Origin of the sequence: Clostridium hominis, assembly GCF_014287825.1 — a bacterium.
GTDB lineage: Bacteria > Bacillota > Clostridia > Clostridiales > Clostridiaceae > Clostridium > Clostridium hominis.
On record NZ_JACOOO010000041.1, the window covers coordinates 25,020 to 40,777 of the forward strand.

General features: G+C 28.2%; 19 protein-coding genes. 15 read left to right on the plus strand and 4 right to left on the minus strand.

All coding sequences use genetic code 11. The features are described from left to right. Positions 1-18 precede the first annotated feature (18 nt). Positions 19-627 (plus strand): energy-coupled thiamine transporter ThiT, encoded by a 609-nt coding sequence (gene thiT, locus H8S20_RS17090; RefSeq protein ID WP_032119352.1) that lies wholly within the window; start codon positions 19-21, stop codon positions 625-627. A 53-nt stretch (positions 628-680) separates the two neighbouring features. On the opposite strand, the gene H8S20_RS17095 is transcribed toward thiT, so the two are convergent. Continuing rightward, positions 681-1,673 carry a fused DSP-PTPase phosphatase/NAD kinase-like protein gene (locus H8S20_RS17095; protein WP_051986931.1) on the minus strand — a complete coding sequence of 331 codons (993 nt, stop codon included), beginning with the start codon at positions 1,671-1,673 and terminating at the stop codon, positions 681-683. A 173-nt stretch (positions 1,674-1,846) separates the two neighbouring features. Between H8S20_RS17095 and H8S20_RS17100 the strand changes: the two genes are divergently transcribed. From H8S20_RS17100 to H8S20_RS17115, 4 genes are all read left to right on the plus strand, one after another. Next, positions 1,847-2,401, plus strand: a complete 555-nt coding sequence (locus H8S20_RS17100; RefSeq protein WP_032119351.1) for an RNA 2'-phosphotransferase — start codon at positions 1,847-1,849, stop codon at positions 2,399-2,401. Positions 2,402-2,553: 152 nt separating this feature from the next. Beyond that, complete coding sequence (locus tag H8S20_RS17105; protein ID WP_186860863.1) at positions 2,554-3,054, plus strand: hypothetical protein; 501 nt, start codon at positions 2,554-2,556, stop codon at positions 3,052-3,054. Positions 3,055-3,138: 84 nt separating this feature from the next. After that, complete coding sequence (locus H8S20_RS17110) at positions 3,139-4,191, plus strand: DMT family transporter (RefSeq protein ID WP_032119350.1); 1,053 nt, start codon at positions 3,139-3,141, stop codon at positions 4,189-4,191. An 85-nt stretch (positions 4,192-4,276) separates the two neighbouring features. Then, entirely contained in the window at positions 4,277-4,684 is a 408-nt protein-coding gene (locus tag H8S20_RS17115) for a hypothetical protein (protein ID WP_051986929.1), read from the plus strand. A gap of 25 nt (positions 4,685-4,709) precedes the next feature. Here the strand turns inward: H8S20_RS17115 and H8S20_RS17120 are convergent, their stop codons facing one another. Next, positions 4,710-5,324, minus strand: a complete 615-nt coding sequence (locus tag H8S20_RS17120; protein ID WP_186860864.1) for a methionine biosynthesis protein MetW — start codon at positions 5,322-5,324, stop codon at positions 4,710-4,712. A gap of 252 nt (positions 5,325-5,576) precedes the next feature. Between H8S20_RS17120 and H8S20_RS17125 the strand changes: the two genes are divergently transcribed. After that, on the plus strand, positions 5,577-6,839 hold the full coding sequence (locus H8S20_RS17125; protein ID WP_186860865.1) for an MFS transporter: 1,263 nt from the start codon (positions 5,577-5,579) through the stop codon (positions 6,837-6,839). A 144-nt stretch (positions 6,840-6,983) separates the two neighbouring features. Further along, entirely contained in the window at positions 6,984-8,639 is a 1,656-nt protein-coding gene (locus tag H8S20_RS17130) for a M28 family peptidase (RefSeq protein ID WP_186860866.1), read from the plus strand. A gap of 220 nt (positions 8,640-8,859) precedes the next feature. On the opposite strand, the gene H8S20_RS17135 is transcribed toward H8S20_RS17130, so the two are convergent. Continuing rightward, entirely contained in the window at positions 8,860-9,315 is a 456-nt protein-coding gene (locus tag H8S20_RS17135) for a MarR family winged helix-turn-helix transcriptional regulator (RefSeq protein ID WP_032119341.1), read from the minus strand. 58 nt (positions 9,316-9,373) lie between these two features. Beyond that, positions 9,374-10,765, minus strand: a complete 1,392-nt coding sequence (locus H8S20_RS17140; RefSeq protein ID WP_032119340.1) for an MATE family efflux transporter — start codon at positions 10,763-10,765, stop codon at positions 9,374-9,376. Positions 10,766-10,957: 192 nt separating this feature from the next. Here H8S20_RS17140 and H8S20_RS17145 point away from each other — a divergent pair, with 192 nt between their 5' ends. From H8S20_RS17145 to H8S20_RS17180, 8 genes are all read left to right on the plus strand, one after another. After that, positions 10,958-11,395, plus strand: a complete 438-nt coding sequence (locus H8S20_RS17145; RefSeq protein WP_186860867.1) for a LytTR family DNA-binding domain-containing protein — start codon at positions 10,958-10,960, stop codon at positions 11,393-11,395. A 13-nt stretch (positions 11,396-11,408) separates the two neighbouring features. Then, positions 11,409-11,867, plus strand: a complete 459-nt coding sequence (locus tag H8S20_RS17150; RefSeq protein WP_186860868.1) for a hypothetical protein — start codon at positions 11,409-11,411, stop codon at positions 11,865-11,867. Then, positions 11,868-12,755 carry an ABC transporter ATP-binding protein gene (locus H8S20_RS17155; RefSeq protein ID WP_186860869.1) on the plus strand — a complete coding sequence of 296 codons (888 nt, stop codon included), beginning with the start codon at positions 11,868-11,870 and terminating at the stop codon, positions 12,753-12,755. Between the two features lies 1 nt (position 12,756). After that, positions 12,757-13,569, plus strand: coding sequence for a DUF2705 family protein (locus tag H8S20_RS17160; protein ID WP_186860870.1), 813 nt, complete (start codon positions 12,757-12,759; stop codon positions 13,567-13,569). A gap of 181 nt (positions 13,570-13,750) precedes the next feature. After that, the gene (locus H8S20_RS17165) at positions 13,751-14,122 is read left to right on the plus strand and encodes a GntR family transcriptional regulator (protein WP_032119335.1); all 372 of its coding nucleotides are present in this window, start codon (positions 13,751-13,753) and stop codon (positions 14,120-14,122) included. Positions 14,123-14,169: 47 nt separating this feature from the next. Beyond that, entirely contained in the window at positions 14,170-14,349 is a 180-nt protein-coding gene (locus H8S20_RS17170; RefSeq protein ID WP_186860871.1) for a hypothetical protein, read from the plus strand. An 11-nt stretch (positions 14,350-14,360) separates the two neighbouring features. Further along, complete coding sequence (locus tag H8S20_RS17175) at positions 14,361-15,056, plus strand: ATP-binding cassette domain-containing protein (RefSeq protein WP_186860872.1); 696 nt, start codon at positions 14,361-14,363, stop codon at positions 15,054-15,056. Beyond that, positions 15,043-15,738: a hypothetical protein gene (locus H8S20_RS17180; protein ID WP_186860873.1), complete on the plus strand. Its 696-nt coding sequence runs from the start codon at positions 15,043-15,045 to the stop codon at positions 15,736-15,738. Before H8S20_RS17175 ends, H8S20_RS17180 begins: the two co-directional genes overlap by 14 nt. Positions 15,739-15,758: the final 20 nt, after the last annotated feature.

A 15,758-nucleotide genomic window follows, 5' to 3' on the forward strand; every position in this document is an offset into this window, starting at 1 on the left:
ATAATTTAAGGAGGAAGTATATTGATAACTATTATAGGAATAGCATCAACTATTATATTAATTTTATATTTAATAGATTTAAAGAAAAATCCAATAAGTACAAAACAAATGGTAGTTATAGCAATGCTTAGTGCTATAGCATTTATTTTAAGTTTAATAGAATTTATTAGATATCCTCAAGATGGAGGGATATCGTTATGTTCAATGATGCCAGTTATGCTATTATCATTGCTGTATGGAAGAACAGCAGGACTTACTGGGGGGATAATTTTTGGATTACTATCATTACTAAATGGAGCATATGTAGTACATCCTGTTCAATTTTTGTTAGATTATATCTTTGCAACTATGGCACTTGGATTAGCCGATGTATTTGGGAGTGAGAGTAAAGTTAAAGCAATAATGGGATCATTATTAGCAGTCATCGTATCAGTGTTTGTAAGCTTTTTATCAGGTGTTGTATTTTTTGGAGAGTTTGCACCGCCAGGCATGGGAGTAGCATTATATTCATTCTTATATAATTTTACCACTGCCGGGGTAGAAGGGATTTTATCAATTGTAGTAATAGCTTTCATTCCATTAGAAAGATTTAAAAAGCAAATTTCTACTGAAAGTAAGGTGGCATAAATAAAAACAGAACAATTATATAAAAATAAGGCTGTTTTTATACAGCCTTATTTTTATGCATCAATGTGAGGAACATTTCTTTCTATTAATCTCATAAAGTTTTCAGGAGTCACAATTTGTACTTTAGAATTTTTTATATAAGAACTATTATTAGTACTAATTAAATTATTAGCACTAATAATAGAGTTTGATGATGTATTTATAGATTTATCATTTTTACATTTGTTATAAAAATCATTTAGAAAAGTATATCTACGTTCCATAAAAAAGTCTATGGATTCTTTTGGATTTAAGTTAGCTAGCAAAACTTGACGTGCGATTATATCATCTAAACTTGCATTATCATAATTTTTCATAATATCATACATAATCATGAAAGTAGTGGTTCTACCTATACCAGCTTTGCAGTGAAAATGAAGCCAAGTATTTTCAGGAAGTTCACTTACAAAAGATACAAAGCGGTTAACCATATCTTCATTTGGCAATCCACCATCAGTTACCGGAATACGAAAATAAGATAAGTTTTTAGCTTTAGTAACTTCTTCTTCATTTTGAACTACTTTAGGAATAATTTCTTTATTATTATTATAAAAGATTAATGGTTCGCCTATTTTAATTGATGATAAATCTTCATTTTCTTTATTTATAACCTCATTGTATGTAAGACCTTTATTAGCACTATTATTTGAATTAGCAAAACTAATAGCAAATCCATTAATAAATCCATGAGATTCTTCTCTCAAGTCTATATCAACTATATTAAAGTCATTATTTATATTTTCTTTTAATAAAGGAAGGTTAAATTCGGTAAATTGCTCACTACCAGAAATATTTAAAGTATCTAATCCTTCTAAATTTAAATAGTTAATATTCTCAATAGAACTTAAATCACTAGTTTTACGAAAATTTTTTGGGAGAGTTTTTGTATTGCTTGAATCTTCTTTAATATTCACATCTAGCATAGCTTTAGGTGAATATGAAAATAGCGTAAAGATAAACAAGAAAGATATTGCAATTAGAAAACTGTTTTTGATCGACTTCATCATTTGTAAATCCTCCAAATTAATATGTTAATAATTATTATGGTTACTCAATGGATAGTAGTTTATTCAATATATAGATAATAAAATTTTATAGAATCTCAAAATAAATAAAGTGTTCTAATATTATATGAAGTCATATTATATAGTGATAACATTTTTAGGAGGAGTTGAATTATATGGATAAAGAGCTTGAATCAAATATAAGTTATACTATATGTTATGCATTACGTCACGAGCCATGGAAATTTAAACTCGAGTTAGATGAGAATGGTTTTTGTGAAGTAAATGATTTATTAGAAAGTTTAAAGAGTTATTATGAGAATATTACAGTGTCAGATATTGAATACATTGTTAAGAATGATGTAAAAGGAAAGTTTCAGTTAATAGAAGGAAGAATAAGAGCCGTTTATGGACATTCTTTTGAGAGAAGAATTATTTATGATGAAATTACTCCACCTAATATTTTATATCATGGAACAACTTTGGAAGTTTATACTGAATTTATATCGAAAGAAGGATTAAAACATCAAAAAAGACAGTATGTACATTTATCATCAACAGTAGAAACTGCGCTTATGGTTGCAAGACGTAGGAAAAATAAAACTCATATAGTTTTAGAGATAGACACATTAGAAGCATATGATGGAGGGATAAAATTTTATAAGGCAAATGATGATATTTATCTTTCAACTAATGTGCCAGCTAAGTATTTAAAAATTAAAAAAATATAAGATGAAGCCAATAGAGCGTTTTTTGAAAGTTTTATTGGCTTTGCATATTGAGAAATATTATAATATAATATGTATAAAAATGGTAATATAAAAACAAATATAGTAGATAAACATATAATAGATAATATATTAATCTTTTAAGGAATTATTATATGAAAAAGGAATCTAAAAATAACTGTAAAGATAGCCAAAATTCTAAAGAGGAAATAAATAAAGATAGTATGCATAAAAACTCTTCTAATAGTAAGACAACTGGTAATTCCGCAGAAAATGAAATTGATTATGAAGCGTTAATTGCACAAGTAAATCAATTAAATTTATCTTTTGATACTTTATTAGTTATTTTAACAGCTATACTTTTAAATATTTACTATGTTTATTATACGAGAACACAAGTATTAGACACTATTAATAATACTAAGTGTGCAGAGTTGCTAATAGATGGGACAAAGATACCTAGAATAAGTAATGCAATGTTTTTATATGCAACAGCTATTTTCTTAGAGATTAACTACAGCAATTATGAGAAGCTAGACTCAGTGCAAGGTGAACAAAGAGATATTAAAGCAATAAATACAGCTTATAGAGCTTTTTTTTCAACTCTTTTAGTTCTTATAGCAACAGCAATGAGTAGAAGTAATTTAGAGGTTTAATAAATCTCTATAAAAAGTTTTCTCACATAAGAAAATTAAGGTTACTATTTTTATGGTATTTAGGATTATTATTAGGAGGAGTATATGAATTTAAGAGAGATTAAAGCTACAATTTTTGCGATGTTATCAGCTATTTTATATGCGGTAAGCTCGCCAATATCAAAATTGTTATTAAAAGAAATTTCACCTACATTGATGGCAGGTTTTTTATACTTAGGAGCAGGACTTGGTATGTCAATATTAGGATTAATTAAGAAAAAAACAGAGGTAAACAAGAAGGAAGCAAAGCTAACTAAAAATGAAATACCATATACTATTGCTATGGTATTATTAGATATCTTAGCACCAATTTTTTTAATGATAGGTTTAACATATACCTCATCTGCTAATGCATCATTATTAAATAATTTTGAAATAGTGGCAACATCTATAATTGCTTTAATGTTTTTTAAAGAAGCAATAAGCAAAAGATTGTGGGTATCAATAAGCTTAATAACTCTATCAAGTATATTACTAACAGTGGAGGATATTAGTAGTGTATCTTTTTCCTTTGGATCAATCTTAGTAATAATGGCTTGTATATGTTGGGGGATTGAAAATAATTGTACAAGAAGGCTAGCGATAAAAGATCCTTTAGAAATTGTAGTGATTAAAGGGTTTGGTTCTGGTATAGGTTCGTTATTAATTGCATTTATTATTGGTGAGCGAAGAATTAATATGTCGTATATAATTATGGCTATGATACTAGGCTTTTTTGCATATGGATTAAGTATATTTTTCTATATTTATGCTCAAAGAGATTTAGGAGCTGCTAAAACTAGCACGTATTATGCTATATCACCATTTATAGGGGTGGCATTATCTTTTATAATATTTAGGGATATACCTAATATATTATTTAGTATAGCATTGATTATTATGATAATTGGAACATATTTTGCATCTACAGAAGTTCATAATCATAACCATAAACATAGGGAATTAAATCATGAACATAGCCACTGTCATAATGATGGGCATCATAAACATTTGCATAAAAATGAAATAAAAGGCTATCATAGTCATGTACATTATCATACTGAAGTTGTTCATTCTCATAAACATACTCAAGATATTCATCATAGTCATTCTCATTAAAGCAAGCTAAATATATATAATAGAATGATTTAAATTGAAGTTTTATGGAATAATTTAAGATATAGAGTTTTATTGGAGGATTTATATGGAATGGAATAGTATTAATACAAAAGATGATATAGATAAACTGATGAACGTATTTGGAAATTTTCATGATAGTTGCATAAAGGAAGTACATTATATTAGTGGTGCCTACGTAAATAAAGATTTAGAGATGAATGCTATAAATAAAAGGCGTAACGTTACAGTTGTATTTCAGAGGCAAGAGAGTAATCCATCAACTATTGAAGTTATCTTTGAGAAGATAAGCAAGCTAAATTTAGCTCCAGTAGATGAAAGGTATGATTGTGTTATATTAGATGCATTTATGGATATTTTTGATGGAGAGATATATTGGGCTGATAGTAAAAATTTTGATATACACGATATAAGAGAATACGATGATTTTACATGGATCTGTGCAGAAAGTATAAGGTGGAGAAGTATTAATTAAATTCTCCACTTTATTTTTATATAAGTTAGTAAGTATAATCGAGTTTATAAATTACAAATCTCTCTTTTGGATCTTTATAGTACAATTTATCAATTTTAACTTCTCCATATAGCTGGAAGGTTGTGCATGTTTCAAGATAATATATATAATCATCAGAAGGATAATAGAGGATAATTTCTATTGGTCTATTATTTTTTTCAAGAGATTCTAATATATTATCTATTATTTTCATAAATATTTGTATAGAAAATGGATTAAAAAAATAAAATTTATTATCTTTTTCATTTATATTATAATTTTCAGCAAAATCATTTACAAAGTTAATTTGGTTTATAGAATTTTTATGTTTAATTAAATAAGAATTAGTATTTGATAAACAATTATTATAGAAGTTTTTATCCATTTCTATACCAGTGACATTAACGTTAAAGAAATGATTAATATAAAATAAAAGTCTACCTTTCCCACAGCCATAGTCAACTATTGAATCAGATTTATTTACTTTATACTTGGTAAATAAGAGTTCAAGAGCTGAGTATGGAGTGGCTTCGTATCTATTGTAGTGAAATGATTTGTGAAAATTCTTTTGTTCTTTTTTAGTCTCTATATTTAATAATCTTTCGTAATCTTCTTCAGTCATATTCTATCCTTTCATTAATAAAAGATTCTAAAATAGCTATTATATGAAAATAACCTTTTACATAATAACATTAGAGTAAGGAAAATATAAAGAGTATATTTTATCCTTAAGAGGAGATATAGTGTAAAATATAAATAATAAGTTCCAGTGATTAATGAGTAAATGATAATAACAGAGATTATAAAAAAGAATAAAGTTAATATGGAATAAATATGGTATAATTTATAAGATTAAAACAGTAAGGAGTAAAATATGGGGGATAAACAATCATATAAATGGACAATTATTGCTTGCTATATAGGATATTTTGTACAAGCAACTGTAATAAATTTAGTACCAATATTATTTGTAACGTTAAGAGAGAGCTACGGGTTATCTTATTCTGAATTAGGGGCGTTAGTGCTTATAAACTTTGTCACTCAAGTTATTTTTGATGTAGTATTTAGTAAACCTGTTGATAAATATGGTTTTAGACCATTCGTTGTAATTGCTCATGGAATTTGTGCTTTAGGTTTAATATTATTTGCATTAACTCCAAGAATATTTAGTGGAAATATATTTGGAGGGTTTATACTTTCTACTATAATTTTCTCAGGAGGGGGAGGATTATTAGAATTAGTTATAAGTCCTATTATTGATTCTATACCATCAGACGACAAGGCAACAGCTATGAGCTTATTACATTCTTTTTATGCTTGGGGGCAAGTAACCATAGTTATTGTAACTACAATTTTCTTATTCTCTTTTGGGATAGATAAGTGGTGGATTATAATGATGATTTGGGCTATAGTACCAGTAATAAACTTTTTTATATTTATGAAGGTGCCACTAACTCAAAAGATACATGAATCTAAGGTTATGAAGATAAGAGAACTTATAAAAAATCCTATATTTATAGTGGCTTTTTTTGCGATAATGTTAGGGGCAGCTTCAGAGGTAAGTATGAATCAATGGGCGGCAACATTTATGGAGAGAGGGCTCTTAATCCCTAAAGTTGTTGGAGATATGTTAGGCATGTGTTTCTTTGCAATTATGTTAGGAATAGGCAGAGCTATATATGGTGTATATGGTTCTAAAGTAAATATAAATAAGATAATGATATTAGGTTCATTAGCAGCTGCTTTATGTTATTTAGTAGTAGCAATATCACCATACAATTGGTTATCTATAATAGCATGCGGTATTTGTGGTATATTTGTAAGTTTATTATGGCCAGGAACTTTAGTAGTTGCATCTAGTAGACTACCATTAGCTGGAGCATCAATGTTTGCATTACTTGCAGCAGCTGGTGATGTTGGAGCTGCGATAGGACCGTGGATAGTTGGGAAAATCACAGATATAGCTACAAATAATTGGCAGGTAGTATCAAGTTCATCAATGAATTCAGAACAGCTAGGTTTAAGAATAGCAATACTTATAGCAGCAATATTTCCAATATTAACAATGATTTTTCATAATATATTAAAGAATATTAAGGAGAAACAGAATATAAACAGAACTGAGAGTGTAAGTTAAATGAGCTACCTTAAATTTTAGGGTAGTTTTTACTTTAAGAAATAAAATATTTGATTATCAAAATAAAATCTGTTATTATATCTGTATTATAATTTTTATATTTTATAAAATATCTCCAAAGAGGGATAGAAAGGTGATAAACAGATGAGAAACAAAGGAATTATTTTATTTTTATCAATTATTTTATCAGTTGTTCTAGGTATTACATCGTTATATACGCCTAGGCCTAAAAGTGAAGAAAGTGGGTTTTCTACAGAGATTGCTAAAGAGCATATAAAGGAAATTTCAAGGGAGGTTCATAGTATACAACAGCCTGAAGCATTAGGAAGAGTGAGAGAATACATAGTTAATGAATTAAAGGAATTAGGATTAGAACCGGAAATATTTACTTATGAAGATGTGGAAAGTTCAAAGGGTGGTATATATGATATAAATAACATATATGCAAAGATTGATGGGAAGAATGGAGAGGATGGAAGTTATATAATGCTTGCATCTCATTATGATTCATCTCCAAAGAAGAGATCGGGAGAGGATGGCGAATCAAAAGGTGCAGCTGATGCTGGATATGGAGTTTCTACTATTTTAGAGATAGTTAGAGTGATAAAAGAAAGTGGACAAGATTTAGAAAATGGAATAAAGATATTAATTACTGATGGAGAAGAAATGGGCCTTATGGGTGCAAAGGAAGAGATGAACAACAACTTTGGTTTATATGAAAATGTAAACTTTGTTGTTAACTTAGAAGCTCGCGGAATAAAAGGACCAGCTTTAATGTTTGAAACTAGTAGTAATAATAAAAAAGTTATAGATTTATATAAGAAAGCTAATTTACCTGTATCATACTCTTTAGCATCAGATGTTTATAATAAGATGCCTAATGGTTCAGATTTTACTGAGTTTAAAAATGCAGGATTAGCTGGAATAAACTTTGCAGTATTAAATGACTTAGATTATTATCATACCAAAAATGATAATTATGATAATATAAGTGATACATCTATTCAGCATTATGGAGAACAAGTGCTTCCTGTAGTACAAGAATATGTTTATAATTTAAAATACGGACAAGCTAACTATTTTGAGTCAAATGAAAATAGTATATTCTTTACACTGCTACCTAACATGTTCATAAATTATTCTTCACTTATAGCTACAATACTTGCAGTACTTTCATTAATAGCATTACTATTAATTATGAGAAGACTAAAAATAAATGTTAAATTAGTAGTTAAATGGACAACTGTTTGGACAGGTTTAGCATTAGCTGTAGCAGCAATAGGAGTAGCTGTATCATATATAATTTCGATGGTAACTGGTATTGAGTTTAAGATAACCTATATGCCTAGAGTTATAGGAGCTGACTTTATTGCTTTAGCAGCCGTAGTTTTAACTTCTATCTTAGTAGTTATTTTATCCAAGAAATTGGCTAGAAATAGAGAAGATTTTGAGGCTATGTTGTATGGCGGCCTATGGTTTAATGAAATTTTACTTGTAATCTTTATGATAGCTCTTCCAGGAGGAAGCTATTTATTCTTATGGCCAGTAATTATGACACTTATATCTATAGTCTTAAGTAAGAAATTTAAAAATAAGAATATATTACTATTAGCTAAAATGTTCACTATAGTTATGTATGTACCTGTAATTTACAATATTTATATTGCGTTAACCATTGGAGCATTAGGCGTGGTTATGCTATTAGCACTAATGGCTGTATCTACAGTAGTTCCTTTAGCTCTTAACATTATTATGATAGAGGAAGATTCGATTATATCTCTATATAGAAAAGTGGCATAGATAAAAATAATATATTATAAATAATTATGTTTTAAAGAATGTACAAAATATTTAAGAAATTTGTACATTTTTTTTATTTTTAATTTTTTTATGATAAATTAAAAATACTACTAAATTATTTTCGAATAAGATTATGTGAAGCTAATTAGTTAAGAAAAGAAAAAGTTAAAGATATAGCTTAAAACAATCCCCAGTAAAGTTAGGTTTACCGGGGATTAATTTATTTATTTTCTTCTTCTTTAAAAAAGTATCCAGGCTGATTTCTAGCTATTTTTCTAAGTAGGAAAAATAATGAATCTAACTCATCAGAGTTTAATGGTTCTAACAAGTGTTGTTCCCAATCAAAGGATATTTTAAGAAGCTCATCTTTCATTTTTAAAGCTTTATCAGTAAGATATATTTTAAATTTTCTTTTATCAGAATCATTAATTTCCAGTCTAACATAACCTTCAGCTTCAAGTTTCTTTACAGCTCTAGTAGTATTTGCTTTATCAATTGCTGCCTTTTCGGTAAGCTCATCATGACTAATACCATCTTTTAAGTATAATAAAATTAAAAATTGATATTGTCCAACTCCTATTCCATACTTTTCATACTCTTTAGTTAAGTATGTGGCACCTAATCGGTGAAAATAACCAATATATCTACCAATGCCTTCTGTTTCATAAAGCTTCATAAAATCACTACCTTTTTGAAATTATTTATCCTAACAAGTTTATCACAAAATTAATATGTTAAGCTATAGCAATTTCACCTTCAGTATTTAGTTTATCAGGAGTTTTTAAACTTCTCATTTCTATTATTATTGCTATTAATGATACTATAACGGCAAGAGTATCAGCTATAGGGCCAGCAGCCCAAACACCGGTTAGGCCAAAGAATTTTGGTAAAATAATAAAGCACGGTATTAAGAAAATAACTTGTCTAGTTAATCCTATTATCATAGCTTTAGTTGATTTTCCAACAGCTTGGTAGTAGTTAGAGGCTGTCATTTGTATACCTATAATAGGCATTGATAAAAGGAAAATTCTCATACCTGATATAGTTATATCTGTTAATTCTGGATCTTTATTAAACATACCTACAGCAAGGTGAGGAAAAACTTGTATAAATACAAAGCTTAAAACTAATATTATAGTTGAACCTATTAGACTGTACATATATGTTTTTTTTACTCTAGAATAATTTTTAGCACCATAGTTAAAGCCGATAATAGGTTGCGCACCTTGATTAAGCCCAAATATAGGCATTATAAAAATTGAACATATAGATGTAACAATTGCCATAGCACCTATTGCTAAGTCACCACCATAAGCCATTAATGATTTATTTGCAATAACAGATACAATACTTGAAGCTACCTGCATTGCAAAAGGCGCCATACCTATTGTAAGAATTCCTTTCATTATTCTAGAATCAAACTTCATAGAAGCTAAGGAAAGTTTAATTGAACTTTTTTTGCTACGAGTAAAATAGCTTAATACCCAACATAAAGCAACGAATTGTGAAATAACTGTAGCGTAAGCAGCACCTTTGATTCCTAAGTTAAGGCCAAAAATAAATATTGGATCTAAAATTATATTAATAGATGCACCTAACACCATTGTGTACATACTAGTTTTTGGATTACCATCTGATCTAATTGAGTGGTTTAAACCAAATGCAACCAGATTACAAATAGTACCAAACATTAGTGGTCTAATATATGCTAAAGCATAAGGCATAGTACTTTTACTTGCTCCAAATAATCCTAAAATTTGTTTTGCAAACATGTTACCCAATATAGCTACAAATAAACTTATTATGACTATACCTAAGAATCCATTACCTAAATATTTTTCAGCATCTTCTCTTTTACTTTTACCGAAGGCAATAGATATACTTGCAGATGCACCTATACCAATTAGCATTCCAAGTCCTGTTATTATTTGAGTAATTGGCATTGTTACTCCTACACCTGTAATTGCTAATCCACCGATATTTGGTATATTACCGATATACATTCTATCAACTACATTGTATAGCATGTTTACAACCATACCTATAATAGCTGGAATTGAGAATTTAATTAAAAGTTTGAATATACTATCTTTTCCTAAATCTTGTCTATTATTATCTTTTGACATATTTTCCTCCTAAAGTTAATTTATTCGCAATGAATAAAATACCATAATTTTGTTGCGAGCGCAACGAAATATTTGTAAAATGTTACTTTTTGCATCTTAGTATTGAATTTATACAACTTGGTATAAACTTATTGTCCTAAGGAAGTACAAGCCATATACTTAAAATATAGAAAAATATGAAGGAGGCTTTATATGAAGATTACTATAAATGAATCAGAAGACATAGAAGATTTAGAAATTGTAGTTAACTGTAAAAGAGTAGATGAGAATTTGCTTAAAATGATAGCTGCAATTAGAGCCTTCGATAGAAAGATAACAGCTACAAGAGATGGAAAGCTTTTTGTATTAGATGTTGATGCTATTTACTATTTTGAATCTGTAGATAAAAAGACTTTTATTTATCTAGATAAGGATGTTTATGAAAGTAGCTTAAGATTATATGAATTAGAAGAGAAATTTGTAAATACGGATTTTTTTAGAGCTTCAAAATCAACTATTATAAATCTTTCTAAAATAAAAGTTATTACACCCATATTTGGAGGGAAGCTTGAAGTGCTTTTAGAAAATAACGAAAAACTAGTAGTATCTAGGCAATATGTACCTTTATTGAAGAGAAAGCTTAATTTTTAAGGAGGTAGGTTGGATGAGAACACTTTTTATTAATAGTTACGAAATAAAAAAGTTATGCTGTTTGTTTTTTGCAGGAGAAGTAATAATGTATGCTTTAATAGGTTCTTTTATGGGGATTAATAGTATTTCTTTCTCACTTATATGGCAAATGGTAGCTATATCAATAATATTAACAATACTACAATATGTATTATACACATTTAATTTTATGAGTAATGTAAAGATGGGAATTAAAGTTTTAATTCATTATTTATTATTAATAGTTTTAGGATATGGTTTTGCAAAGAGCTTTAACTGGTTTGACTTAAATAATAAAAATAATATATTTATATACCTTACTATTTTTACAGTATGTTTTATAATTACCGCAGGGGCTATAGGTATTTATACAAAGTTAACAGGTGAAAGATTTAATGAAAAATTAAAGGTATATAAGGAATTGAAGAAAAATGAAGAAATGGAGGGGAAATAGATGTATGCAATCGAAACTAAAAGTCTAACAAAATGTTATGGGAAAAACAGGGGAATAGTAGATGTAAACCTAGCTGTAAAAGAAGGGGAAATTTTTGGGTTTGTAGGTCCTAATGGAGCAGGTAAATCAACTACAATAAGAACTTTATTAAACTTCATATTTCCAAGTAGTGGAGAAGGGAGGATATTCGGAAAAGATATAGTTAAAGAAAGTTCAGAAATAAAAAAAATATTGGGGTATGTACCTAGTGAAGTTAAGTTTTATGATGATGTAAAGGTTAAGGATATAATAAAGTACTCTGCTAGTTTTTATGGTTCATGTAGCAGTGAAGAAATTGAAAATCTTTGTAAAAAGCTTGAAGTAGAAGTTGAAAAGAAGATGGGAGAACTAAGCTTAGGTAACAAAAAGAAGGTTGCTATTGTACAGGCTTTGATTCATAATCCTAAAATACTTATTCTTGATGAACCTACTAATGGATTAGATCCATTGATTCAAAAGAAGCTTTTTGAAATATTATTAGATAAGAATAAAACCGGAACTACGGTATTCTTATCTTCTCATAATTTAGTTGAGGTTGAAAATTTCTGCCATAGAGTTGCTGTTATTAAAGAGGGTAAGATAGTGGATACAATTGAGATAGGTAAATTGACTAAAAACCTAGGTTTAAAAGTAACAGTAGAAGCGGAAGGGTTAAAGATAGAAGATATTAAATCTATTAATGGTGAAGTAATTTATGTTAAGGATAAAGAAATAACATTTAATTACTCTAATGGTGCAGACAAACTTATTAAAGAGTTATCTAAATATAGTATTAATAAAATTCTGATTCACGAACAAAACTTAGAGGATACATTTATGAATTATTATGAAAGAGAAGGGGGAAAGTAAAGTGAATATATTTAAGTTTGAATTTAAGAGGCAGTTTAAATCACTTATAATATGGACTACAGTATGTAGTGCGCTAGTTGTATTATTTATGGCTCTTTTCCCAAGTATGAAAGAGATGGGAATGCAGGACTTAGTAGGAGACAAACTAGATGCATTACCTCCAGCAATGTTAGAAGCCTTTAATATAAGTGGAATGATGGACTTTTCAAATATAAAGGATTTTATGAGCTACTGCCTTCAATATATAGTAATGGCATCAGGAATATATGGAATAATTCTTGGAGTATCAGCTTTAAGTAAAGAAGAAAAGGAAGGTACAATAGAATTTTTGTATTCAAAGCCAGTAACAAGAAGTAAGATAGTTACATGTAAATTAGCAGCTTCAGCACTTATAATGTTTATATTTATAATGATTGTATGTGTGGTAACTATGGCAGTAGGTATCATGGTAAAGCCTGAAGAGTTGAAAATTATAGATTTGCTAATGGATATTAAGATAATTTATATGGGTATGGCGCTTCTTTCATATACTTTTATGGCATTAGGATTTATGCTTTCAGTATTAATAAAAGCTAGGACCAATGTTACAGCAATATCTTTAGGAGTGTTCTTTTTAAGCTTTTTCATGGGCGTTATTGGTAAGATGAAGGACGGTTTAGAGTGGTTAATATACTTATCTCCTACAGATTATTTTATACCATCAATGGTATTAAATGATGGATTTGAAGCTAAGTATCTGATAGTAGCAATTGGAGTGATGATTATTTCCATCTTAGTAACTTATATCCTTTATAATAAAAAAGACCTAGGATAATTAAGAATAAATAGAGAATAAGTAATAAGATATGGGACCTGCGGTGTGCAGGTCCTTATTCATTTTATAAACTTATATAAGAAATAAATAGAAAATATTTCATTAAATCTGCAAGGAAAGTATTTACAAATTGGAAATGTTAGTGTACTATTTAATTAATACAGTGTAACGGAGGAGAAGAATGATATTAAGTATAGATGGATTTGAGTTTAATAATAAAGAACCTATATATCTTCAGATAATTGAGCTTATAAAGAAGAATATCGCTTTAGGACTATTAACTCCAGGAACGAAATTACCATCGGTAAGAGAGTTATCAAAGGAATTAGGGGTAAACCCTAATACACTTCAAAGAGCATATGGAGAGCTTGAAAGGTTAGGGATAACTTATACAAAAAGAGGGATGGGTTCATTTATAAGTGAAGGAGAGAATGAAGTTATGAATTTAAAAGAGGATATGGGTAGGCAGCTAGTGAAAAAGTTTATTGAAGATATGAAAGCTATAGGTATAGATAAAGATGAAGCAATAGAAATAATAAAAAGGGAGGAGTAGAAAATGGATCGGTTATCTATAAAGAAATTTTATTTAGATGATTACTTATGTGGAACTTGGATGTCAGTTGGAATATAGCAACTATGATTATGACTATGATTTTTTTGCAGTTTATAGGTGGAGTACTATTTATAAATGAAATAATATTCTTTATTGTTGTATCAGTAATTATATTACTTCAGACTATTTATATATTTAGAAATGCTGAAAATATTAAAGTTAATTAGGAGAGAATAGTATGATTAAATTAGTAAATATAAATAAAGCTTATGGTGATAAGGTAATACTGAATAACTTTAATTTAGAGATAAATAAAGGTGAAATTATAGGGTTATTAGCACCTAATGCAGAGGGGAAAAGTACTCTTTTAAAGATACTAGGAGGACATATAACCTTTGACAGTGGAGAATATTTTTTTTATGGAGAAGAGTTTTATTATAAGCATAAAGAATTGATTGGATATATGAATGATACGCCTATTATTCCCAAGGGATGGAAGGCAATAGATGGGGTAGATTACTATAAAGAATATTTTAAAACTTTTAATTACGAGAAATGTATGGATATGCTTAAGTATTTTAAAATTGACTTAGATAGAAAAATAAAGACATTTTCAAAAGGTGAAAATGAAAAATATCATTTAGCATTAGCTTTATCAATAAATGGTTCTTTATATATAATGGATGAGCCATTAGCAGCAATTGATTTAATTGCAAGAGAAGAAATTATTAAGATGATTATAGATAATTTTAGTTTAGAAAGTACAATAATAATTTCAAGCCATCTTGTATCAGATATAGAGAAGATGCTAGACAGGGTACTACTTTTAAAGGATGGACAGATTATATGTAATAAATTAGTTGAAGATTTAAGAGTAGAAGGAAAATCTGTAGTAGATTTATACAAAGAGGTGTATGGGTATGTTCAGGTTTAAAAAGGATTGGCTCTATGATTATAAAATATTGATAACATTATCATTTAGCAGTATTATGATGTTTTTAATTATGTATGGATTAACAATTAATATTTCTAATAAAGTATACTGGGAAGTTTCCAAAGGTATAGTAGAGACAGTTACAAACTTGTTAACAGCTTGGATTATGATGTTACCAATTATATCGGTTGCATCAGTTTGTCCTTTAAATCCAGATAAGTTTGGATCAAAAGTAAAAACATGTTTTTTGCCAATTAGTAAAAAGCAGATAGTTTGGAAGGGGATTAAGATGTGGTTAGTAGTATTACCACTGATAATAATTGCTTCAACTTTTGTAAATATATTATTTGAAAATAGGATTAGCTCATATGCTTTAAGCGATATGATATTAGGAAGTATTTCAGAAAGTATAGCTTTAATAATATTTTTTTCTATATATGATATGCAGATAATGGGAACAATGATTATTATGTTTGCTAAAAATATAAGATGGTATAGTATTGTACCAATACAAGTATTGATTAATATAGTGGTAATCTTGGGGAGTTTATTCTTAATTAGTCTGACTATGGATACAGGTAAAGATATAACTTGGTTAGTAGTGTTATTTATAATAATATTAGCTACGAGCTTGATATATTTTATAGTAGCGTTTAAGGATATAGAAAAAGTTTATAGATAAAATAAACTTTATAGAAGAAG